17 protein-coding genes are annotated in these 22,680 nt (G+C 69.7%); 7 read left to right on the top strand and 10 right to left on the bottom strand.

Annotated features, from left to right (window positions below; genetic code table 11):
* Positions 1-498 precede the first annotated feature (498 nt).
* Positions 499-3,234: a DNA polymerase I gene (gene polA / locus H4O13_15845; GenBank protein ID MBE5316865.1), complete on the bottom strand. Its 2,736-nt coding sequence runs from the start codon at positions 3,232-3,234 to the stop codon at positions 499-501.
* 136 nt (positions 3,235-3,370) lie between these two features.
* Here polA and H4O13_15850 point away from each other — a divergent pair, with 136 nt between their 5' ends.
* The 3 genes from H4O13_15850 to H4O13_15860 all read left to right on the top strand — a co-directional run bounded on the left by H4O13_15850 (position 3,371) and on the right by H4O13_15860 (position 6,324).
* On the top strand, positions 3,371-3,670 hold the full coding sequence (locus H4O13_15850; GenBank protein ID MBE5316866.1) for a DUF2782 domain-containing protein: 300 nt from the start codon (positions 3,371-3,373) through the stop codon (positions 3,668-3,670).
* 777 nt (positions 3,671-4,447) lie between these two features.
* The gene (locus H4O13_15855) at positions 4,448-4,948 is read left to right on the top strand and encodes a TRAP transporter small permease subunit (protein ID MBE5316867.1); all 501 of its coding nucleotides are present in this window, start codon (positions 4,448-4,450) and stop codon (positions 4,946-4,948) included.
* On the top strand, positions 4,945-6,324 hold the full coding sequence (locus H4O13_15860) for a TRAP transporter large permease subunit (protein ID MBE5316868.1): 1,380 nt from the start codon (positions 4,945-4,947) through the stop codon (positions 6,322-6,324). Before H4O13_15855 ends, H4O13_15860 begins: the two co-directional genes overlap by 4 nt.
* Positions 6,325-6,330: 6 nt before the next feature.
* On the opposite strand, the gene H4O13_15865 is transcribed toward H4O13_15860, so the two are convergent.
* The gene (locus tag H4O13_15865; protein MBE5316869.1) at positions 6,331-6,891 is read right to left on the bottom strand and encodes a hypothetical protein; all 561 of its coding nucleotides are present in this window, start codon (positions 6,889-6,891) and stop codon (positions 6,331-6,333) included.
* Positions 6,892-7,100: 209 nt separating this feature from the next.
* Between H4O13_15865 and ampE the strand changes: the two genes are divergently transcribed.
* Positions 7,101-8,045 (top strand): regulatory signaling modulator protein AmpE, encoded by a 945-nt coding sequence (gene ampE, locus H4O13_15870; GenBank protein ID MBE5316870.1) that lies wholly within the window; start codon positions 7,101-7,103, stop codon positions 8,043-8,045.
* 47 nt (positions 8,046-8,092) lie between these two features.
* Here ampE and H4O13_15875 read toward each other — a convergent pair whose 3' ends face one another.
* From H4O13_15875 to H4O13_15905, 7 genes are all read right to left on the bottom strand, one after another.
* Positions 8,093-8,281, bottom strand: coding sequence for an Arc family DNA binding domain-containing protein (locus H4O13_15875; GenBank protein ID MBE5316871.1), 189 nt, complete (start codon positions 8,279-8,281; stop codon positions 8,093-8,095).
* A gap of 6 nt (positions 8,282-8,287) precedes the next feature.
* The gene (locus H4O13_15880; GenBank protein ID MBE5316872.1) at positions 8,288-9,145 is read right to left on the bottom strand and encodes an SPFH domain-containing protein; all 858 of its coding nucleotides are present in this window, start codon (positions 9,143-9,145) and stop codon (positions 8,288-8,290) included.
* An 87-nt stretch (positions 9,146-9,232) separates the two neighbouring features.
* The gene (locus H4O13_15885; protein ID MBE5316873.1) at positions 9,233-9,718 is read right to left on the bottom strand and encodes a hypothetical protein; all 486 of its coding nucleotides are present in this window, start codon (positions 9,716-9,718) and stop codon (positions 9,233-9,235) included.
* Between the two features lie 75 nt (positions 9,719-9,793).
* A complete protein-coding gene (locus H4O13_15890; protein ID MBE5316874.1) occupies positions 9,794-11,089 on the bottom strand; it encodes a PD40 domain-containing protein in 1,296 nt (431 codons plus the stop codon).
* A gap of 81 nt (positions 11,090-11,170) precedes the next feature.
* Positions 11,171-13,231: a hypothetical protein gene (locus H4O13_15895; GenBank protein MBE5316875.1), complete on the bottom strand. Its 2,061-nt coding sequence runs from the start codon at positions 13,229-13,231 to the stop codon at positions 11,171-11,173.
* 92 nt (positions 13,232-13,323) lie between these two features.
* Positions 13,324-13,506, bottom strand: coding sequence for a CPXCG motif-containing cysteine-rich protein (locus H4O13_15900; GenBank protein ID MBE5316876.1), 183 nt, complete (start codon positions 13,504-13,506; stop codon positions 13,324-13,326).
* 169 nt (positions 13,507-13,675) lie between these two features.
* On the bottom strand, positions 13,676-14,860 hold the full coding sequence (locus H4O13_15905) for an oxygen-independent coproporphyrinogen III oxidase-like protein (GenBank protein MBE5316877.1): 1,185 nt from the start codon (positions 14,858-14,860) through the stop codon (positions 13,676-13,678).
* 186 nt (positions 14,861-15,046) lie between these two features.
* Between H4O13_15905 and H4O13_15910 the strand changes: the two genes are divergently transcribed.
* Entirely contained in the window at positions 15,047-17,182 is a 2,136-nt protein-coding gene (locus H4O13_15910; GenBank protein MBE5316878.1) for a PAS domain S-box protein, read from the top strand.
* Positions 17,183-17,197: 15 nt separating this feature from the next.
* Here H4O13_15910 and H4O13_15915 read toward each other — a convergent pair whose 3' ends face one another.
* Positions 17,198-18,169, bottom strand: coding sequence for an alpha/beta fold hydrolase (locus H4O13_15915; protein MBE5316879.1), 972 nt, complete (start codon positions 18,167-18,169; stop codon positions 17,198-17,200).
* Positions 18,170-18,179: 10 nt separating this feature from the next.
* On the opposite strand from H4O13_15915, the gene H4O13_15920 reads away from it, so the two are divergent.
* Both H4O13_15920 and H4O13_15925 read left to right on the top strand, forming a co-directional pair.
* Positions 18,180-21,200, top strand: coding sequence for a diguanylate cyclase (locus H4O13_15920; protein ID MBE5316880.1), 3,021 nt, complete (start codon positions 18,180-18,182; stop codon positions 21,198-21,200).
* Between the two features lie 52 nt (positions 21,201-21,252).
* Positions 21,253-22,458 (top strand): magnesium transporter, encoded by a 1,206-nt coding sequence (locus H4O13_15925; GenBank protein ID MBE5316881.1) that lies wholly within the window; start codon positions 21,253-21,255, stop codon positions 22,456-22,458.
* Positions 22,459-22,680: the final 222 nt, after the last annotated feature.

Raw genomic sequence — 22,680 nt, forward strand, 5'->3', positions numbered from 1 at the left:
AATTAATGTTTCGTTCATCGCCAAGTGTGCGCTGCGTATCGTGCGCACCAGGCCAGCATCACGCAACAACTGTGCGCCAATCCGGATATTTCAGACAATCCTCATGGACTGGGCGAGTGATCGCGGCGCAAGTCATTGATTCCATTGATCCCTGCCAGCCTCGTCCGACACGAACCGAGCTGCGCGCTAGTCGCTTGAGCCACTACGACCAAAGTCGACGCATCGATTCAGACGAACAGCAGCTAGGGCCTGTCGCCGTCCGCCGCTGGCCGAGCCTGACGCGGACTGGAAGAAGCCCGCGTGCGCTGCGCCTCCGTGAAAGTGATGCGTGCCGGCGACCCCCAAGCCGCAGCGCGGCCGTCGTTGGGCGTTCGCAAGGTGCGCAGCGCGCGACCATGGGTGTGCGGCCGATGTCCATCCGCAGGCTTGGCGCGCCGCTGTCGCTGTCGCGGTTGCGCTAAAGCATCCGCGGTCGTGGCGCGAAGCCTATGCTTGCTCTCAGTGCGCCTCGTCCCAGTTGTCGCCGACGCCGGCCTCGACGGTGAGCGGCACCCGCAGCTCGGCTGCCGCCTGCATGCGCCGCTTGGCCTCGGCCACGAGGGTGTCGACGAAATCCTCGCGGCACTCGAAGACCAGTTCGTCGTGCACCTGCAGGACCATGCGTGCGCGGCCGTCCTGCGTGCCCAGCCAGGCGTGCAGGTCGAGCATGGCGCGCTTGATGATGTCGGCGGCGCTGCCCTGCATCGGCGCGTTGACGGCGGCGCGTTCGGCGCCGGCGCGCAGGCCCTGCTGGCGGGCGTGGATGTCGTTCAAGTACAGACGCCGGCCGAACACGGTCTCGACATAGCCGAACTCGCGCGCTTGCTGGCGCACCCGCTCCATGTAGCCCTGCACACCGGGATAGCGGGCGAAGTAGAGCGCGATGTAGTCCTGCGCCTCGCCGCGGTCGATGCCGAGCTGCTTGGCCAAGCCGAAGGCGCTCATGCCGTACATCAGGCCGAAGTTGATCGCCTTCGCCGCGCGACGCTGGTCGGCGCCGACGTCCGCCAGCGGCACGCCGAACACCTCGGCGGCGGTGGCGCGATGCACGTCCTGGCCGCCGGCAAAGGCCGAGAGCAGGCCGGAATCTTCTGAGAGATGCGCCATGATCCGCAGCTCGATTTGCGAGTAGTCGCAGGCCACCAGCTTGCTGCCGGGCGGGGCGATGAAGGCGCGGCGGATGCGGCGGCCGTCCTCGGTGCGGATCGGGATGTTTTGCAGGTTCGGATCCGACGAAGACAGGCGACCCGTGGCCGCGCCGGTCTGGTGGAAGCTGGTGTGCACCCGCCGGGTGTCGGGGTGGATGGCCTCGGGCAGCTTGTCGGTGTAGGTGCCGCGCAGCTTGGCGAGACTGCGGTAGTCCAGGATCAGCTTGGGCAGCTCGTGGCGATCGGCGATGGCTTCCAGCGCTTCCTCGTTGGTGCTGGGCGCGCCGCCGGGCGTCTTCACCAGGGCCGGCAGGCCGAGCTCGTCGAACAGCAGGGCGCCGAGCTGTTTGGGCGAGTCGAAGTTGAAGCTGCGCCCGGCCAGCTCGAAGCCGCGCTTCTGCAGCTCCAGCATGCGGCGGCCCAGGTCCTGGCTCTGCCGGCGCAGTTCGTCGGCGTCGATCAACACGCCGGCGGCCTCCATGTCGGCCAGCACCTGCACCAGCGGCAGCTCGATCTCGCGATACACCTTGGCGAGCGTCGGCTCGGCCTCGAGCTTTGGCCACAGGGTCTGATGCAGGCGCAGGGTGATGTCGGCATCTTCGGCCGAGTAGTCGCGCGCGACTTCGAGATCGACCTCGGCAAACGAGATCTGCTTGGCACCCTTGCCCGCGACCTCGCTGTACGCGATCGGCGTGTAGCCCAGGTAGTTCTTCGCCAGCGAATCCATGTCATGGCGACTGGCGGTGGAGTTCAGCACGAAGCTCTCGAGCATGCTGTCGTGCGTCAGGCCGCGCAGTTGCACGCCGTGCTGGCGCAGCACGTGGATGTCGTACTTGGCGTTCTGCGCGAGCTTCGGTCTTGATGCGTCTTCCAGCACCGGTTTGAGCTTGGCGAGCACCGCGACGCGATCGAGCTGGGCCGGCGCGCCCGGATAGACATGCGCCACCGGGATGTAGGCGCCTTCGCCTGCGCGCGTCGAAAACGCCAGGCCGACCAGCTCGGCGCGCAGCGCATCGAGGCTGGTGGTCTCGGTGTCGAAGCAGATCAGCTCAGCGATTTCGAGCTCGCGGATCAGCGCGTCGAGATCGTCCTCGCTGAGGATCAATCGATAGCTGCCGCGCGCCTGTGCCGGCAGATCCGCGGCGGGCGCGGCGGTGGCGACGCTGGAGCCCGCGCTCGCCGGCGTCGAAGGACTGCCGCCGTTGCCGGTCTCCAGATCGCGCAGTGCGGCATTGAAGCCGTAGCGTGCGTAGAGCTGCTTCAGCGCCTCGACATCGCGCGGGCGCAGCTTGAGCTCGGTCGGGCCGCGATCGAGCTCGACCGCGGTGAGGATGGTGGTGAGCTGGCGGTTGAGCGGCAGCCGCGGCAGGGCGGCGCGCAGGTTCTCGCCGATCTTGCCGCCCATCGTCGGCGCGGCTTCGATCACGCCATCGAGCGTGCCGAACTCGCCCAGCCACTTGGCCGCCGTCTTCGGGCCGCATTTGTCGACGCCCGGGATGTTGTCCACGGTGTCGCCCATCAGCGCGAGGTAGTCGATGATCTGGTCGGGCCGCACGCCGAACTTCTCGACGACGCCGGCTTCGTCGAGACGCGAGCCGCTCATGGTGTTGACCAGGGTGATACCCGGTCGCACCAGCTGGGCGAAGTCCTTGTCCGAGGTCGACACTTCGACCTCGATCCCTTCGGCGGCCGCGCGTGTCGCCAGGGTGCCGATCACGTCATCGGCCTCGACGCCGGGCACGCGCAGGATCGGAAAGCCCAGCGCCTCGACAATCGCCATCATCGGCTCGATCTGCGCGCGCAGATCGTCGGGCATGGCTTCGCGGTTCGCCTTGTACTCGGGGTAGAGCGCGTCGCGGAAGGTTGGCCCGGAGGCGTCCATCACAAAGGCCGCGTAGGTCGGGCCTTCCTTCAGCGTCGCGCGCAGCATGTTGACCACGCCGAACAGCGCGCCGGTGGGCTCGCCGGCCGCGTTCGACAGCGGCGGCAGGGCGTGGAAGGCGCGGTAGAGATAACTTGAACCGTCGATGAGGATGAGCTTGTCCATGCGCGGCAGTGTAGTCGCCCGCGCTATGCCCCGCGCCTGCAGCTGGCTATGCTCGGGACCTCACCCCCGGAGGTCCGCCGCCATGCGCACGTTGCCACGCGTACTGATTCTGCTGTTGTCCGCGCTGTATGCGCCGATGAGCCTGGCCCAGAGCGAAGCGCCCGCGCCGCCCGCTGAAGAGGCGCCGATTCCGCCCAAGCTGCCCAACCTGCCGAGCGAGGAGTCCGCGCCGACGGTGAACATCCGCCGCGACGAGAAGACTGGCGATGTGATCGAGGAGTACCGCACCAACGGCCGCCTGCAGATGGTCAAGGTGACCCCACAGCGCGGCAAGCCCTACCAGATCATCGACACCAACGGCGACGGCAAACTGGATACGCACGACTACGAGGGCAACGTGCGTCCGGTCTACTGGACCCTGTTCGAGTGGGACTGAGGCCCTGCTGGGCGCCTGGATTGGGGTCGCGACCCGCCCTGTGCCCACGCGGGCGGGTCCGCGCGGGGCTGGAATACGGCCCCAAGCCTGCATAGGGTGGGTCTTGACCCGCCGGCGCTCGACCCTTAGCGCCGTTTGCCGGTCGGCCTCCAACGGGTAGGCCATTGGCCTTGTGCCGAGCCGGGCTGTGGAGCGCTCGCGAAGCCTGTGGGATTGCTCCGCAAACGCCGGGTGCTTGAAGAACGCGCGCTGCCGATTCCGGTGGGTCGAGACCACCTCCTGCACGTCCCGGTGGGTCGAGACCCACCCTATGCGCCTTGCGGCGGGTCAAGACCCATCCCATGCGTATGCCGGTCGGTCGAGAGCCAGCCTGAGCACGGAGCGGCGCGCGCAGCGTATAGCGTGGGCCCTGGCCCACCACGGCTCGACATCGCGCCGCGCCCTTCAGGGCGCTGGGCGTTTTGCGCTGGACCACCGCAGTGAGTGCCGTCGCCGGCCTTGCCACGGTGGCCGCTGCGCGCCGCCCGTAGTGCTGCATGCCTTGGCAGGTATTGAGCTCTGGTGGGCCAGGGCCCACCCTATGCGCCTGTTCATGTGCGGAATCGTCCGACGCGGGTGAGGTCGGACGATGTCCCGCCCCCACCTCTCAGTCTCGGACCCCATCCGCCCATGATCGACACCCTGCACACCCTCGGTCTTGCGGTCGCCCACGTGCGACCGCTGGGCATCGCCCTGCCGCTCTGGCTGCTGGCCCTGATCGGTGTGCTGCTGGTGGCGATGCCGCGTGCGCTCGACGCTGTCCAGCGCGGGCTCGGTGCTGCGCTTGTCGGGCTGACCCCGCTGGTGGTGCTGCTCTGCTTCGGCCTGGTCGCCGCGCGCTACGGTTTTGGCGCGGGTTCGGTGGCGGTGCAGGAGGCCATGCTCTGGCTGCATGCCTGTGTCTTCATGCTGGGCATGGCCTGGGCGCTGCGGCATGACCGCCATGTGCGCGTCGATGTCCTCTACGCCCGCTTTTCGGCGCGCACCCGGGCCTGGATCGAGGTCGGGGGGCATCTCCTGCTGCTGCTGCCGCTCGCGCTGTTCCTGCTGTGGATCAGCCTCGACTATGTCGCCGCCAGCTGGCAGGTGCGTGAGTCCTCGCGCGAGCCCGGCGGGCTGCCCGGCCTGTTCCTGCTGAAATCGCTGATCCCGCTGAGCGCCTGGCTGCTGGCGGTGCAGTCGCTCGCGCTGTGCGTGCAGCAGCTGCGCGCGGCGCTGAAGCCCGGAGCTGCGGCATGAGCGCGCTGCTGGTGCTGCTGCTGGTGTTGGCCCTGTGCCTGGGCCTGATGCTTGGCTTTCCGGTGGCCTTCACCCTCGGCGGCGTGGCCCTGCTGTTCGCTGGCATCGGCATCGCGCTGGGCGTGTTCGATGCGGCGTTTCTCGAAGCTTTCCCGAACCGCATTTTCGGGATCATGGGCAACGAAACCCTGCTGGCGGTGCCGCTGTTCGTGTTCATGGGGGTGATGCTGCAGCGCTCGAAGATGGCCGAAGACCTGCTCGAAACCGTGGCCGCACAGTTTGGACGCGCGCGCGGCGGGCTGGTGTTCGCGGTGCTGCTGGTCGGCGCCCTGCTGGCGGCGTCGACCGGCATCGTCGGTGCCACCGTGGTCACTCTCGGCCTGATCGCCCTGCCGACCATGCTGCGCCACGGCTACTGCCCGCGGCTGGCCTCCGGCGCGGTCTGCGCCTCGGGCACGCTCGGGCAGATCATTCCGCCCTCGGTGGTGCTGGTGCTGCTGGGCGACCAGCTCGGTTCGGCCTATCAGCAGGCTCAGCTCAAGCTCGGCAACTTCGCTCCGCAGACGGTTTCGGTCGGCGACCTGTTCGCCGGGGCGGTGGTGCCGGGCCTGCTGCTGGTGGTGCTGTATCTGATCTATGCCGCCTGGGTGGCCTGGCGGCAGCCGCAGCGTGCGCCGGCACTCGATCCTTCGGCCCTGCCGCAGCGCAGTCCCGCGCAGCTGCTGCTGGCGGTGATTCCGCCGGTGCTGCTGATCGTCTGCGTGCTGGGCTCGATCCTGTTCGGCTATGCCACGCCGACCGAGGCCGCCGGCGTCGGCGCGGTTGGCGCCAGCCTGCTGGCGCTGCTGCGCGGCCAGCTGGATCTCGACTGCCTGCGCCACGTCTCGCGCGAGACGGTGATGATCACCGCGATGGTGTTCGCCATCCTGGTCGGCGCGTCCCTGTTCGCCCTGGTGTTCCGCGGCTTCGGCGGCGATGACCTGGTGCATGACCTGTTGACCGGCCTGCCGGGCGGCAAGTGGGGCGCGATCGTCGCGGTGATGCTGCTGATGTTCCTGCTCGGCTTCATCATCGATTTCATCGAGATCGTGTTCGTGGTGGTGCCGATCGTCGCCCCTGTGCTGTTCCTGCTCGGCGTCGATCCGATCTGGCTGGGCGTGATGATGGCGGTCAACCTGCAGACCAGCTTCCTGACGCCGCCCTTCGGCTTCGCCCTGTTCTATCTGCGCGGGGCGGTGCGCGAGGGGCTCGCCACCGTCGACCTGTATCGCGGCGTGCTGCCCTTCATCGCCCTGCAGCTGCTGCTGCTGCTCGTGCTGGCGCTGTGGCCCGAGCTTGCGACCTGGCTGCCCGGCGTACTGGCGGCGCGCGGCTAAGTCGACTCAAGCGCGACCGCTTTCGCCGATCAGGATGCGCGCGCTGAAGTCTTGCGGCGTTGCCGCCGCAAGGCTCAGGGCGTGTCGATCCAGCGGGGCGAGCCCGCGCCACTCCCCGGACAGTGCGCGCAGCTCCACCAGCACCCGCACCAGCCGGGCGAACTGCTTGGCGATGCCGGCATACAGCTCAGCGGCGGCGCGCCGCGCTTCGTCGGCGAGCTGGCGAAAGGCGCCCTGGCCCAGCTCGATGTAGTAGCGCTGGCTGACCCGACGCCGCTGCGCCAGCTCGGGGTACAGCCCGGCGATCAACAGGCAGCGCTCGCCGACATCCTGCAGGGCCAGGCTGCGCTGGGCGCTGCCGGCGGTGTGCAGCGCTTCGAGGTAGGTCAGCGCCATCGCCGGTTCGGCCAGGCCGGTGCTGCCGAGATGCCGCATCAGGGTGAACACCAGCCAGCTCTCGCTGTTCTCATCGAGCTGCGCGCCGCAGCGCTGCTCGCCCTCGCGCACCAGGTCCTGCCACAGCGCGGTGGCGCTGTCGGCGGTGATGATTCCGTCCTTTCCTTGCATGGCGGAGTCCTCTGCCTCATGCCTGTGGACAGACATACGCAAAGCGCACGCCGCAGTCACGCCAGCACTCACCGCGCGCGGCTGCCAACAGGCCTGCCCGCTACGCCGGCGTAGGGTTGCGAGGCGTGCGCTTTTGCACCACGCTCCGCGCGTTACGCGACCTGCGCGCGCTGCGCTCGCGTTGCCACTTCACGACAGGAATCCGAACGATGTCTGCTGCGCTGGTTGCCGTGGTGCTTTCGCTGGTGCTGGACCATCTCGCGCCGGCCGCGCAGCGGCTGCGCCAGCACGATCGGGCGAGCGCGCTGCTGCGCGACGCGCTCGAAAGCCTGGGGCGTCAGCCCAGCCTGGCCGGTCGCTGGGGCTGGCTGCCCGCGCTGGCTCTGCCCCTGCTGGTGCTGGCCGTGCTGCAGTGGCTGCTGTCCGGTTGGCTGTATGGCTTGCCCGGCTTCTTGCTGCAGCTGGCCGTGCTGTTCCTGTGCTGGGGCCCGCGCGACCTTGATCTCGATGTCGAGGCGGTGGCCTCGGCGCCCGACGCGGACTCGCGTCGGCAGGCGCTGGTCGAGCTCAGCGACGGCGGCGTCGACTGTGCGTCCTCCGGCACACCGCTCGTCCATACGGTGTTCCGCCAGGGCCTGTCGCGCTGGTTCGGCGTGCTGTTCTGGTTTCTGCTGCTGGGCGCCTTCGGAGCGCTCATGTACCGCTTGGCCCAGCTCGCCGCGCGCGAACGCGCCGCAGCACCCGCGGCCCAGCACGAGCCGCTGCGCCAGTTCGCGCTGCTGCTGGACTGGGCGCCGGCTCAGCTGATGTGCCTCGCGCTGGCGCTGGCCGCGCACTTCGACGCCGTGCTCGCCGCCTGGCGCGACTGGCATGCGGGTCGAGGCGAGGGCTGGTTCGCCCTCGATCTGGGCTTTCTCGATGCTGCTGCCCGTGCCAGCGTGCGCGAGGAGTTGATCGAAGACGCGCTCGACGAGGGTCTGCCGCCGCCGCTCGATCTTGAACTGGGCGGAGCGGACGCCGGCCTGGGCAGCGCGGCCGAGATTCCCGCAGGCGCGCTGCGCGAGCTGCGCGATGCCATGGGTCTGGTCTGGCGCGTGCTGCTGGTCTGGCTCAGCGTGCTCGCGCTGTTCGTGCTGGCCGGCTACGTCGGCTGAGCAAGCGGCTGGCGGCCGTCCCTGGCCGCACGTGCATCAGCCGTCGCTCAGTCGTCTGGGCTCTCGATGGGCGGCGCTGGCGGCGCCGCTTTCAAGCGACCGCTGCGCCGCAGCGCATCGCGCAGCACGTATTCGATCTGCGCATTGAGCGAGCGCAGCTCGTCATCCGCCCACAGCTGCATCGCGTCGATCACCTCGGCGCGGATCCGCAGCGGATAGGCCTTCTTCTCGCTCATCGGCCGTCAGTACAGGCTGCCGGTGTTCAGCACCGGCTGCGGGCCGCGGTCGCCGCACAGCACGACCAGAAGATTGCTGACCATCGCCGCGCGGCGCTCGTCATCCAGCTCCACCACCTTGCGTTCGGCCAGGCGATCCAGCGCCATCTCGACCATGCCGACCGCGCCTTCGACGATGCGCGTGCGTGCGGCGATCACCGCGTTGGCCTGCTGGCGCTGCAGCATGGCCTGGGCGATCTCGGCCGAGTAGGCGAGGTGGCTGATGCGCGCTTCGATCACTTCCACGCCGGCCTGCTCCAGCCGCGCCTGGATCTCCTCGGTCAGATGCCTGGACACCTCGGTGGCATGACTGCGCAGGGCGATATCGCCGTCGTTGTGCGGCTCGTAGGGATAGCTGCTGGCCATGGCGCGCAGCGCCGATTCCGACTGGATGTGCACGAAGCTTTCGTAGTCATCGACGTTGAACACGGCCTCGGCCGAGTCGACCACCTTCCAGACGATGACCGAGGCGATCTCGATCGGGCTGCCTTCGAGCTCATTGACCTTGAGCTTGCCGCTCTCGAAGTTGCGTACGCGCAGCGAGACCTTGCGCTTGGTGAGGAAGGGATTGTTCCAGCGCAGCCCGGTGTCCTTGACGGTGCCGACGTAGCGACCGAACAGGCTCAGCACCGCGGCCTGGTTGGGTTCGACCATGTACAGGCCGAACAGCGCGAAGCCCAGGCCGAGAAAGCTGAGGCCCATCAGCACACCCAGGGGCCCGGTGCGCACGCCTGCCACCCCCAGGGCGACGATCGCCAGCATGCCGGCGACGATCGCCAGCAGGGTGGGAATGCCCGACATCGACTTGACCGACAGCTCTTTCATGGCGTCCTCCTTGGGTGCGGGAGGAAGATATCAGTGTGATATCAGATTGCGCAAGCGGGGCTGCAGCGGGGCGCTCACACCTGCGCCTCAGGGCTCGCGACGCTCGGCCTCCAGCGGAAAGCCGATGCCGCCACGGGCGTTCACTGCCGCGCCGCGGCCGGCACCGGGCAGGGGCAGCTGGACGAACAGCGGATCTTCGCTGTCGGCCGACAGCGGCAGCGCGAAGTGCAGGCGACCGTCGATCACCGCGCCTTCGCTGCTGCCGCGGGCGCCGACCCATTCGCAGGGCTCGTCATCGATCTCGGGGCAGATCGCCGGGCCGGTCGACCACTGCACCTTGGCCTGCTGCTCCCCGTCGCCATGCCAGACCTCGATGTCGAGCGCGCGCGAGCCGCCGAGGGTGCGCAGTTCCGGATGTTCGCGACGCAGCACCCACTGCCCGTGCCAGGCGCCGGGTGGGCGCTCGGCGGAGCGCTCTTCGGCGCTTTGCATGTCTTCAGCGGGCTCGAAGCCCAGGCAGCTGGCGGCACAGGCCAGACCGAGCAGCAGGGCGGTCAACGAACGTGGGCGCATGCGCGACTCCCGAGGCGGGCCGACGCGACCCGGTGTTCCAACCGATACGCAGCGCGCCGCGCGATCCCGACGCGCCTACTCGAAACCGTCGGCAAACAGCTGCGTCAGCCGATCGATATCGGCGACCAGGAACAGGTCGGTCAGTCCATTGCTGTCGCCCGCCACGAGGTTGGTGGCCGTCGACGAGTACGCCATCAGCGCGCCGTTCTCGCCGATGGCGTGCCAGCTCTCGGTGACGCCGTTGCCGACGCCGCCGGTCGTGCTGACGCTGAGCAGGAACAGGCTGGCGGGTGCCCGGAACAGCCACGCTTGGCTGCCGCTGCCCGGGCTGTCGGAGCACAGGAAGCTGACATCACCGCGGTTGGACACGGTCGGCAGGCTGCAGGCGAAGCTGTTCGGCGGCGTCGGGATGGCCAGCAGCTGGCCGCTGCTGCGGTCGAGCCGGAACAGGCCGCTGTGCGGGCCCGCGATCAGGTTGGTGGCGAAGCTGCGGAAGGCCACGTAGCGGCCGTTGCGCGACAGGCTCGGTTCGTTGCTGGTGCTGTTGCCGGCCTGGCCTTGGGCGTTGACGCTGAGCAGCGTTGTGGTCTGGGCCACGCGATCGCGCAGATGGATCTGGAAGGCGCTGTTGTCGGGGACGGCGGTCAGGTTGCCGCGCGCACTGAACACAGCGTAGCGGGCGTCGCCACTCAGGCTCGGCATCCAGCTTTCCGGCGCGCCCTCGGCCACCTGCGCACCGCTGTTGCTCAGCGACAGCCGTTCGGTCGCGCCGGTGTTCATGTCGGTCAGCAGCAGGTCGCTCTGGCCGTTGCTGTCGCCGGCCACCTGGTTGCTGGCCTGACTGTAGTAGGCGACGTAGCGGCCGTCGTCAGAGACCGTCGGATAGCGGGCCTGGCCGTTGATCAAGCCAGCCAGCCCATTCGATACGCGTCGCGTCGTCTGGTTGGAACGGTCGCGCAGATACAGCGTCAGAAACTGCGGCTGGTCGGTGCCGAGGATGTTGTTGGCGAAGCTGCTGAAGGCGACGAAGCGGGCGTTGCCGCTGAAGGCGGGATGCGAGGCATTGCCGTTGCTGCCCAGGCCATTGGGTGCGGCGCTGATCAGCTCCAGCGCATCGGACACGGCATCCTGGACATAGATCTGCGACGAGCCGGTTTGATGGTCGAGGCCGAGATTGCGCGCGCTCGTCGAGTAGGCGATCAACAGGGCACCGTCGTGCACGGCGGGATGCTGCACGACGCCGTTGGGCTGATTGCCGCTGCTGCCGGTGACGCGCAGCAGGCCGAGGTTGCCGGCGCAGGCCAAGGGTGTGGCGAGCGCAAGGGCGAGCGTGAGCCACAGGCGATGCGAGCGGGAAACAAGGATGCACATGGTGCTGGCTCCGGGCCGCGGTGCGGCCCCCTGACTCCGCATGACGAGAAGCCGCGCCGCCGCGTATCAGCGCCGAAGCTGTCAACCCAAGCCGTCGAAACCGTCGCGGAACAGCGCACCCCCGGCGCAGTCCTCGATCTGCTCGGGCAGGATCAGCACGTTGAAGCGCGCGCCCAGCGGCAGTGCGCCGTTGTTCGAGAACAGCTGGTGGCGGCCGAGCGTGGGCAGGTACTCGACGTCGACGATCGAGCCGGCGGCGCTGCCGTTGGCCCGCGGCATCACCTGGATCTGCGCGCAGGCCACGCCGTCGAGGCGCGGATGGCTGATCAGGCTGCCGGTGCTGCCGTTGCGGTTGTCGGCGCGCACCTCGTGCACGAAGGCCTGCGGGCTCGGCAGCTGGGAGTACAGGTTCCAGCGCGTGCCGGTGATCAGATTGCTGCCATCGGCGGTGATCAGGTTCCAGCGGTTGCCGACATACGAGAGCACGACGGGGCCGGGGTGGAAGGGCGTGCCGAAAGGCGTGGCCTGCGTCGCCAGCACGAAGCGATCCGGCTGCTCATTGATCGGGCTCCAGTCGATCACGCTGCTGCTGTCGAGCGTGTTGGTGCCGCTGGCCACGTGCTGAAACACTCCGTTGGTGCTGGTGCCGATCGGGGCGAACAGATTGAAGGCCACGCCCTGGGCCATGTTCTGGCCGCCGAGGTTGGTGATGAACCACTGGTCGAAGAAGCTCACGCCCGCGGGCGCGTTGTTGGTCACCGGGCCCGCGCCGAAGTTGCGGGTGAGGAAAATTCGTCGGCTGCTGTCGAGGTCGAGCTCGGCGTCGACGATCGGGAACTGCGGGCTCGCTGCGGTGGTGGGCTTCTGCCGCAACAGGGCGCGATGGCCGAACTCGAAGGCGCCGATGTCGATCGCGTTGACCAGCCGGCGCAGGCCGTCGGCATCGTGGCTTTGCAGCGCAGCGGGCACGCGCAGCAGAGCGAAGCCGTTGCCGGCATTGCGTGCGGGCGAGCCGGCCGAAAGCCGCGGCGCCAGCATCGAGCGCAGCTGCGGATCGACGCTGAGATCGTTGGCGCCAGCGGTGTGCAGGCCGGGCGGGTTGTTCTGCCACTTGAGGTTCCAGTCGGCGGTGGCGTTGCCGCCCGCGCTGGGCGTGTTCTGCAAGCCGAAGCGGGTATTGGCGATCAGGTTGTTGAAGATGCCGCCCGTCACCTGCCCGACCGGTGTGCCGCCAGTGCCGCCCCAGCGGCTGATCACCAGGCCGCTGCCGAAGACGATCGTGTTGTTGATCGCCTCCAGCTCGATGCTGCCGTTGTTGGTGATCACATCCAGGCCGCCGCCGGTGAAGTTGCCGCCGCCGATCAGGGCATTGCTGACCACATCCGCCCGCAGCGTAGATGCCGTGCCGCTGAAGCGGCCCTCGCTGATCCGCAGCGCGCGGCCGAAGGCGCCCTGGATCTCGTTGGCGTGCGCGATCACATCGGCGTTGGCGCCACCGGCGACGTCGATGAACACGCCGGGGCCCTGGCCGGCCGCGGCAGCGCGGATGCGGTTGTGGCGCAGCTCGAAGAGTGCACGCCGACTGGCGCCGAACAGCGCCAGCTCGATGCCGGCATCGAAACTGCTGGGCGCGACCAGCTCGAGATCGTTGTTCTCGATGCGCACCGAGTGGACAAACTTCTCGGTGCTGTTGGCGAGCAGGTTGACGGCGATCGCACCCTGCATCACACCGTTGCGTGCGCGCATCCGCAGCCCCGACAGCACGATGTCGGCCGGACCGGTGGCGCCATGGTCGATCCGGATGCGTCCGCTGCTGAAACCCAGATCCTGCAGGCGCAGGGTCAAGGCGAGGCTGCCGCTGGTGGTGACACTGATGCCGCGGCCGACCGCGAATTCAGTGCGCGCGGCGCTGCGTCCGCGCAGGGTTAGGCTGCGGGCAATGCTGATGTTTTCGTCGATGGCAGCGCTGGGCACCAGATCGAGGGTGGCATCGACAGGCGCGCTGTCGATACAGGCCTGCAGAGTGCCGGCACAGGCGCCGGCGCCGGGCCAACTGAGGATCGGTGAACCGGCGCGGGCGGCATCGATGCTGCCGAGGGCGAGGCCAAAGGCCGCGAGAACATGCAAACGCGAGATGGACATGCGAGTCACTCCGGTACGGTCTGGAACGGGGTCAGCGTGTTGCTGACCCGTGCTCCCTCCATACGGAGTTCCGCGTCAATGCAGGACAGGCCCTATTCGCGATCGACCCCGAGATCCTCCAGCTCGCCCTCGTCATCCAGGCGCAGGCTCAGGCTGATCGGCCGGCAGCAGACCGGGCAGTCCTCGGTGTACTCGGACTCGCCGTAGGACAGATCGACGAAGGCATCGAAGCCCTCGCCGCACCAGGGGCAGTGGATGTGGCGTTCGGTGAGCATGGGTGGGCGCGCCTGCGGCGCGCGGGATTGGTGATTGGGGATTGGGGATTGGGGATTCGGGATTGGAACAGCCTGTGCGTCGTGCGCGGATGAGTACACCGGCGGCGTAGCACTTCAGACTCGCCGGCCCTTGCGAATCCCCAATCCCGAATCCCGGCGCTTCCTGACCTCAAGCCAGGAAGAGTCCGATCAAATCGTTCTGGAACTGCTGACCCAGCGCCGAGGCGCGGAAACGCTCGCCGTCGCTCTCCAGCCAGCCGCGCGCCTGCGCCTGGGCGAAGGCGGCATCGAGCGCGCTGAGCGGCAGGCCGGTGCGGGCCTCGAAGGTCGAGAGGGTGCTGCCTTCGAGCAGGCGCAGCGCGTTCAGCATGAACTCGAAGGGCAGATCGGCGGCGGCGAGCCGCTGATCACCGCCGATCCGCGCGGGGCTGGCGGCGGCGTCCAGATAGGCCTGCGGATGCTTCAGTTTCCAGCGCCGCAGGATGGCGTCTTCGGCGGGCAGGGTGATCTTGCCGTGGGCGCCGGCGCCGATGCCGAGGTAGTCGCCGAACTGCCAGTAGTTAAGGTTGTGCTGGCTGCGTCGGCCGGGCCGCGCATAGGCCGAGATCTCGTACTGCGCATAGCCGGCTTCGGCCAGGCGCTGCTGGCAGGCCGCCTGCATGTCCCAGGCGCTGTCCTCATCGGGCAGACCCGGCGGCGGCTTGGCCGCGAACAGCGTGTTCGGCTCCAGCGTCAGGTGGTAGTGGCTCAGGTGCTCGGGCGCGAGTTCGAGGGCCTGCTCAAGGTCCGACAGCGCGCCGTCGAGCGTTTGCCCGGGCAAGGCATACATGAGGTCGAGATTGATGTTGTCGAAGCCGGCGGCGCGGGCGAGCGCGAAAGCGCGCTTGGCCTGGCCGCCGTCGTGGATGCGGCCGAGTGCCGCCAGGCGCGCATCGTCGAAGCTCTGCACGCCGAAGCTGATGCGGTTCACGCCGGCCGCGCGGTAGGCCTCGAAGCGGTCGAACTCGGCGGTGCCGGGGTTGGTTTCGAGCGTGACCTCGAGCCCCGGCATCAGCCGCAGGCGCGCGGCGACGCCCTCGACGATCTCGCCGATCGCCGCGCCCGGAAACAGGCTGGGCGTGCCGCCGCCAAAGAAAATGCTCGACACCGGTCGGCCCCAGACCTGCGGCAGCTCCTGGTCGAGATCGGCCAGCAGCGCGCGCACGTAGTCGGCCACCGGCAGCGCCTCGGGCGCGCGGTGCGAGTTGAAATCGCAGTACGGGCATTTGCGCACGCACCAGGGGATGTGGATATAGAGCGCGAGTGGCGGCAGGCTGAGCACGGGCGGCGGAACCAGGGAGCGGTCGCGCAGCATGCCAGCCGCTGCGTGAGCCGGACAGACGCCCGCGGCCACGCTTTCGGCGGGTGCTTGCGCGGGTCACCGCCGGGATCGACGCAAACCCGCGGCCTGAATCTTGCAGCCATGGCTGGGTTTTCGATCTGCCGCGGCCCTGCGCCGCAGGCAGCGCGGCCAACAGGGCATCGAAAGGGGGCAGGGGGCTTGGACGCGAACACCGTGCTGCGCTCGGGGCGCATCTTGGAACTGCCGCCGCAGTTCGATGCCGGCACGCTCGGTCGCGGCGTGCTGCGCCTGTTCGCCCATTCCACCCGCACCGCCCTGGCGCTGCTGGCCCACGACGGCCGCCTCGTGTGGGTGAACCCGGCCTTCGACGGCCTGGGCCTGTGCGCGGGCGACGCCTGGCTGGGCCAGCCCCTGCTGTCGCTGCTGGCGCCCGGTGCGCCCGCCGACGAGCCCGACGACACCGCCCTCTTGCGCATGGCCCTGCAGCAGCACGCCGCCACCCACACCACGCTGTCGGTGCGCACGCCGGACGGCCGCCGTCTGTGGCTGGAGGCCGACCTGCAGCCGCTGCGCGAGCAGGGCGCCCCGGCGGCCGGTTTCGCCCTGGTGCTGCACGACGTCAGCGCGCAGGTGCGCGAGCGCCGGCGTCTGCGTCGGCTGATCGACTCCACCATCGCCGGCATCGTCGTGCAGGACGCCTCGGGCCGCATCGTCGACTGCAATGCCGAAGCCGAGCGCCTGCTCGGCCGCAGCCGCACCCAGCTGCTCGCCAGCAGCTCCGAGAGCGGCGACTGGGAGGCGATCCACGAGGACGGCAGCCCCTACCCGGGCAGCGAGCATCCCGGCATGCGCGTGCTCCGCGATGGCAAAGCCGTGCGCGGGGCCGTCATGGGCATCCGCCTGCCCAGCGGCGAGCGCCGCTGGATCGAGGTCAACACCGAGCTGATGACCGACCACGACAGCGGCGAGCGTTCGGTGGTCAACAGCTTCATCAACCTCACCGCGCAAAAGGCGGTACAGGCGCAGATGCACGCCGAACGCGAGCGCCTGCTGGCCAGCCTTGAGAGCACGCGTGCAGGCGTCTGGGAATGGCAGGTCGACAGCGGCGAACTGCAGATCGACGCGCGCTGGGCCGAGATCATCGGCGAGACCATCGAGCGCCTGCAGCCGGTGCGCATGGAGCGCATGGTCCAGCGCATTCACCCCGACGATCTGGCGCGCGTGCAGTCGGCCGCCGAAGACCATTTCAGCGGCCGCGGCAAGCACTACGAATGCGAGCTGCGCCTGCGCCATCGCGAGGGCCACTGGGTGTGGGTGCTGGTGCGCGGCCGGGTCGCCCTGCGCGATGCCGCCGGCCAGCCTCTACGGGTCTATGGCACCCACACCGAGATCAGCCAGCGCAAGCGCACCGAGGCCGAGCTCGCGCGCACCCAGGTGCTGCTGCAGGGCCTGTTCGAGCGCTCGCCGCTGGGCGTGGCGCTGAACGATCTGGTCGGCGGGCGCTTTCTCGATGCCAATGCCGCGCTGCTGCGCATGCTCGGCTACAGCCGCGAGCAGCTGCTCACGGCGAGCTACTGGGACATCACCCCGCGCGACTACGCCGAGGCCGAAGCCGAGCAGCTGCGCAGCCTGATGCAGATCGGCGCCTATGGGCCCTACGAGAAAGAGTTCCTGCATTCGAGCGGACGTCGACTGCCGGTGCTGCTGTCGGGCATCCGCATCACCCAACCCGACGGCGGCGAGCAGATCTGGTCGGTGGTGCAGGACCTGTCCGAGCGCCGTCTGTTCGAGCAGCAGCTGCAGCGCGCCGCGCTGACCGATGAGCTGACCGGGCTGCCCAATCGCGGCCTGCTGCTGCAGCGGCTGCAGCAGGTGCTGCGCGATATCCGCCTGGGTCGCGTGCCCGGCGCGGCCCTGCTTTTCATCGACTTCGACCGCTTCAAGCAGATCAACGACAGCCACGGTCACGACGCCGGCGATGAGCTGCTGCGCAAAGCGGCGATGCGCATGCGTGCGGCCCTGCGTGCTGATGACATCGGCCTGCACGCCGCCAGCGGCAACGTGGTCGCGCGCTTTGGCGGCGACGAGTTCGTGGTGCTGCTCGCCGATGTGCACCAGCCCGACGCGGCGGCCCAGCTGGCCGAACGCCTGGTCGAAACCGTGGCGCATGGCTACCGGCTGGGCGGCGCAGAGGTGCGGCTGGACGTCAGCGTCGGCGTGGTCCTGCTCGACGATGGCACCGCAAGCGCCGACGAAATCCTGCGCCGCGCCGACCGCGCCATGTACCGCGCCAAGGACGCCGGCGGTGGCCGGGTCGAGGTTTGCGGCGACTGATCCGGCTCCGCTGGCTCAGCCCGCGACCGGATGCGCCTTGAAGAAGGCCCGCACCTCGGCCAGCACCTCGGCGCGCGCGTCCTCCAGCACGTAGTGGCCGGCGTCGGCGTACTCGCGGGCCTGCGCCTGCGGCAGCGCGCGGCGGAATTCGCGCAGGCAGGTGTGATCGAAGACGAAATCCTGCATGCCCCACAGCAGCAGGGCCGGGCGGTCGGCGAACTCGGGCAGGCGGCGGCCGATCTCGGCCACGGTGTTCCAGGCCGGGTCGCCCGCGCCGAGCGGAATGTCCTGCACAAAGCGCAGGGTGGCGATGCGGTTCGCCCAGCTGTCGTAGGGCGCGGTGAACGCGCGGCGCTCATCCGCCGGCATCGGCTTCTTCACCGCCAGCTTCGTGGCGCCGGCCGAGAAGGCATTGAAACCGCGGATCAGCAGGGCGCCCAGCGACGAATCGCGGCCCAGCTTGAGCAGGCCGGGCAGGCGCTTGTCGGCCGGCATGCTGAAACCGGCGGTGTTCAGCAGCACCAGCCGCAGCACCCGCTGCGGATGCCGCAGCGCCCAGCCGAGGCCGATCAGCCCGCCCCAGTCGTGCAGCACCAGAGTGACCGGGCGCTCGGGCTCGATCGCGGCCAGCAGGCGATCGAGGTCGTCGATGCGGCTGTCCAGCGTGTAGCGGTAGCGGCTGTCGTCGGGCTTGTCGGAGTAGCCCATGCCGATGTGGTCGGGCACGATGCAGCGGTGGCTGCCGCGCAGGGCCAGCACCAGGTGGCGGTAGTAGTAGGACCAGGTCGGATTGCCGTGGACCATCACCACAGCCGGGCCCTGGCCCTCGTCGAGGTAGCTCATTTCGAGGCCGTCGCCGCGGTCGAAACGGCGCGGCTGGAACGGGTAGTCGGGAAGGTTCAAGCGCACGCGCCCAGGCCGAGAAGGGCGCCTATGGTAGCCGCTCGCCGCGCAGGCCCCAGCCCGCCCGCGGAACGCCGCTTGCATCCGGCTGCGCATGCTCGCGCACTTGCATCGCTGTCCGCCGCCTCACCGGCGTCGCCCGGGCGCCCTGCTGCGCGCCTGCAGCTGGCTGCTCGGGCTCGCACTGGCAGCGCCGGCCTGGGCCTTGGACCCGAGCACCGACTTCGGCGACTACCTGCTGGAGCGCTGGACCGCCGAAGACGGCCTGCCGCAGATCACCGTGCTGACCCTCGCCCAGGACAGCCAGGGCTACCTCTGGGTCGGCACGCAGAACGGCATCGCCCGCTTCGACGGCCGCCGCTTCCACACCTTCAACCGGGTCAACACCGGCCTTGACCTCACTATGCCTGCCGCCAGTCTCGCCGGGCCCGACGGCGCGGTCTGGTTCGGCACGCCGCGCGGCCTGCTGCGCCAGCAGAACGGCCGCTTCGAAGAGGTCGCGATCGCCTCGGCGCCGACCTCGGTGCGCGCCCTGCAGTTCTGGGACGGCCAGCTGCTGGCTGCGACCGTCGACGGCCTGCGCAGCCCGGGTCGCCCCGGCCGGCCTGAATACCTCGGCGGCGAGTCCGTGCATGCCCTGGCGCTCGATGCTGTCGATCGCCTGTGGGCGGCGGCCGAGAGCGCGCTGTTCCTGCTTGAACTCGGGCATGAGGCGCGCCGTATCGCGCTGCCGCAGGCCGATACCCGGCCGCTGGCGCTGGCGGTGTGGCAGGGCGCCATCGTGCTCGGCAGTCGCGACGGCGTGTGGCGCTTCGATCTCGGCGACGGCGTGTGGTCGCGGCTGTTCCCTGACCTCGCCGGCCAGGCGGTGCCGACCCTGCGGGTCGATCGCCACGGCAATCTGTGGGCCGCGAGCGTCGAGCATCTGCAGCGCCTGCGCCCTGACGGCGCGCTGGAAGCCATCGGTGAAGCCGAGTTCGTGGCGCGGCCCTGGCTGCACGTGATCTTCGAGGACCGCGAGGGCGACCTCTGGTTGGGCAGCCAGCGCGAGAGCCTGCTGCGCATCAGCGACTCGGCCCTGCGCGTGATCGGCCGCCGCCAAGGGCTGCACGACAACCTGCTGTGGAGCGTGCTGGACGATGGCGAGGGCGGGCTGTGGGTGGGTACCAATGGCGGCCTGGCGCACTGGCGTCCCGACGCCGGGTTCGCCAGGGTCGAACAGGGCGACGCGCTGCCGGATCCCGCCGTCTACAGCCTGCACCGCGATCCGCAGGGCAGCGTCTGGCTGGGCACGCGTGCGGGGCTGGCGCGGCTGCGCGAGGGCGCCATCGAAGTCGCTCCGGCGTTCCAGCCGCTCGCCTCGGCGCAGATCACCAGCTTTGCCGACGACGAGGGCGCGCTCTGGATCGGCAGCCTTGAAGGGCTCTGGCGCTGGAAGGACGGCGCACTTGCGCGCTTCGGCGCGGCACCCGGCTCGCCCGAGGCGCGCATCCGCAGCCTGCTGCGACAGGAGGACGGCAGCCTGCTGGTCGGCACCGAAGGCGGCCTGCGCCGCCTGCGCGGCGAGCACTGGGACAGCCCGGCCTGGGCCGAATCGCTCAACGGCAGCTTCATCTCCAGCCTGCGCCCGCTGCCGGATGGCGCGCTGCTGCTGACCACCCTCGACAAGGGCATCGCGCTGTACCGCCTGGGTGAGCTGCGCAGCTTCGGCCCGCCGGACGGCCTGCCCTCGGCCAACGCCTGGACCTCCGACCTGGTGGGCACCTACGTCTATATCAGCACCAACGACGGCGCCTACCGGCTGCCGCTGGCGCGCATGTTCGACGCCGATCGTGAGGCCGGACTGCAGGCTGAAGTCGTGATCCGCGCGGTCAACCGCGCCCGCGGCGACCAGCGCATGGGCTGCTGCAACGGCGGCGGCCACGCGCGCAGCGCGCGGGTCGGCACCCAGCTCTTCTACCCGACCACCAACGGCCTGATCCGGCTCGACAGCGAGCGCGTGCAGCAGGCCGCCGACTGGCCGGGGCTGTCGATTGAAGCCGTGGAAACCAGCGCGGGCGCGCTCGACTTCCCCCAGCAGGTGCGCGTCGACCAGCCGCCGCGCGATCTGGCGATCCGCTTTGCCGGGGTCAGCCTGCGCCACGCCAACGAGATCCAGTTCCGCTATCGCCTCGACGGTTACCAGAGCCGGTGGACGGACGCGGTCGGCCTGCGTGCGGTCTACACCGGGCTGCCGCCGGGCGACTACCGTTTCCTGCTGGAGGGCCGGTTCTCCGGCCGCGAGTGGCAGCGCGCGCAGACGCCGCTCGACATCACGGTGGCGCCGGCCTGGCACGAGCTGCGCAGCGTGCATCTCGCCGCTGTGCTGGTCCTGCTCGGCCTGCTCACGCTGGGCTGGCGCTACAGCCTGGGCCGCAGCGAGCGGCAGCGACGCGCGCTGGCCGAGGCCGTGCGCGAGCGCACCGAAGCGCTGGATCGCGCCAACGAGCGCTTGCGCAGCGCCAATGCCGCGCTGCTGGAGGAAAGCCGCACCGATGCGCTGACCGGCTGCGCCAATCGCCGCGCCGCGCTGCGCCTGCTGTCGGAGTGGCCGGCCTACGCCCTGATGCTGGTCGACCTCGACCACTTCAAGGCGCTGAACGATCGCCACGGTCACGCCGCCGGCGATCAGGTGCTGATCACGGCGGCCACCTTGATGCGCGCGCGCCTCGGGCCCTCCGCCGTGCTGGCGCGCTGGGGCGGCGAGGAGTTCCTGGTGATCTGGCCGGGGCTGGATCTGCCGCAGGCGCTGGCGGAAGCCGAGCAGCTGCGCGCGACGCTGGCGCAGGCCGCCTTCCACACCCTGGGCGGCCAGGCTCTGCGCGTCACCTGCTCGATCGGTGTCGCCGAGCATCCTCTGCACGGCAGCCGCGGCGACTGGCAGCTCTCGCTGGAGCTGGCCGATCGCGCCCTGTACCGGGCCAAGGCCAACGGCCGCAACCGCGTCGAAGGCGCGCAGCTGGAGCTCGCTCCCGGCCAGGCACTGCCCGCAGCGGGCGAAACCCAGGCCCTCGACGCCCTGGTTCAGCAAGGCAGCCTGCGCTTTACCCGCCCACGCGTGCTGCGGATCGGCTGAAGGCCGCTGTGTAGACTGCGGCGCGCTTCTCGCCCACACGCCCAAGGTCTGCATGAGCCCCGCCGAACCGAACCCCGCGGTCGATACCGCCAGCCTGCGCCTGCTCGATGCCGCCAGCGCGGCCCGCCGACTGAGCCGGGTCGATGCCGCCGAAGCCGCGGAGGCGCTGGTGCATCTCACCCATGGACAGGCCGCCGAGGTGCTGGAGCAGCTCAGCGAAGGCCAGCGCGCGGCGATCCGCGCCGCCGGCGTGTCCGGTCTGCCCGATGCGCGCGCGCTGGACTATCCCGAGGGCTGCGTCGGTCGACTGCTGGAATCCGCCCCCGCCGTGTTCGCGCCCGAGCTGCGCGTCGATGCCGCCATCGAAGCCCTGCGCGAGATCGTCCAGCGGCGCATGGTGATCTACGTCTTTGTGGTTGATGCACAGCAGCGCCTGCAGGGTGTGGTGGCTTTCCGCGAGCTGGTGTTCGCGCGGCCTGAGCAGACGCTGGCCGACATCATGCTGCGCCAGCCTTTCAGCCTGCGGCCGGAAATGCCCCTGGAAGAGGCCATGCGCGAAGTGGTGACCCGGCACTACCCGGTGTATCCGGTCTGCGATGGCGAAGCTCGGCTGATTGGTCTCGTGCCCGGCGCGGTGCTGTTCGAGCAGCAGGCCTTCGAGATCTCGGCCCAGGCCGGTGCGATGGTCGGCGTCGAGCGCGAGGAGCGACTCGCCACGCCGCTGTGGCGCAGCTTCCGCTTCCGCCATCCCTGGCTGCTGATCAATCTGCTCACCGTGTTCCTGGCAGCGGGCGTTGTCGGTGCGTTCGAGCATGCGATCGAGCAGCTGGTGGTGCTGGCGCTGTTCCTGCCGGTGCTGGCGGGGCAGTGCGGCAACCTCGGCGCGCAGTCGCTGGCGGTGACCCTGCGCGCGATGACGCTGGGCGAGACCCGGCAGATCCGACCGCTCAAGCTCGCCGGCAAAGAGGCCTTGCTCGGTCTGGTCAACGGCCTGATCACCGGCGCCTTGGCCGCCGCTGCGATGTACTGGGCGGCCGGACGCAATCCGGGCGGTGATCCGCTGCAGCTGGCCCTCGTGACCTTCACGGCGATGAGCATCGGCTGCGCGCTCGCCGGTGTGGCTGGCGCGCTGGTGCCGCTCGCGCTGAAGCGCGCCGGCGCCGATCCGGCGACCGCGTCCGCCATCCTGCTGAGCACCGCCACCGACGTGCTCAGCATGGGGCTGTTCCTGGGGCTTGCCTCGCTGGTTCTGCTGTAGCGGAATCGCGGGGCGCGTCCCACGCGCAGACCGCCGCGCGGCGCCGCTCGGCCATTCGGACCGAGCAGCGAAGTTGGCGGTGAGGGCCGGTGGGTCAAGACCCACCCTATGGACCTTGCGCGACATGGGGTCGGTGTCGATCCACGCCATTGGCCTTGAGCGGCATTGGGTGGGCTTCGATCCATGCCTGGGATCGTGTGCGGCATAAGGTGGGTCTTGACC

It is taken from the genome of Lysobacterales bacterium, assembly GCA_014946745.1.
In the GTDB taxonomy this organism is placed as follows: Bacteria; Pseudomonadota; Gammaproteobacteria; order Xanthomonadales; family Xanthomonadaceae; genus Aquimonas.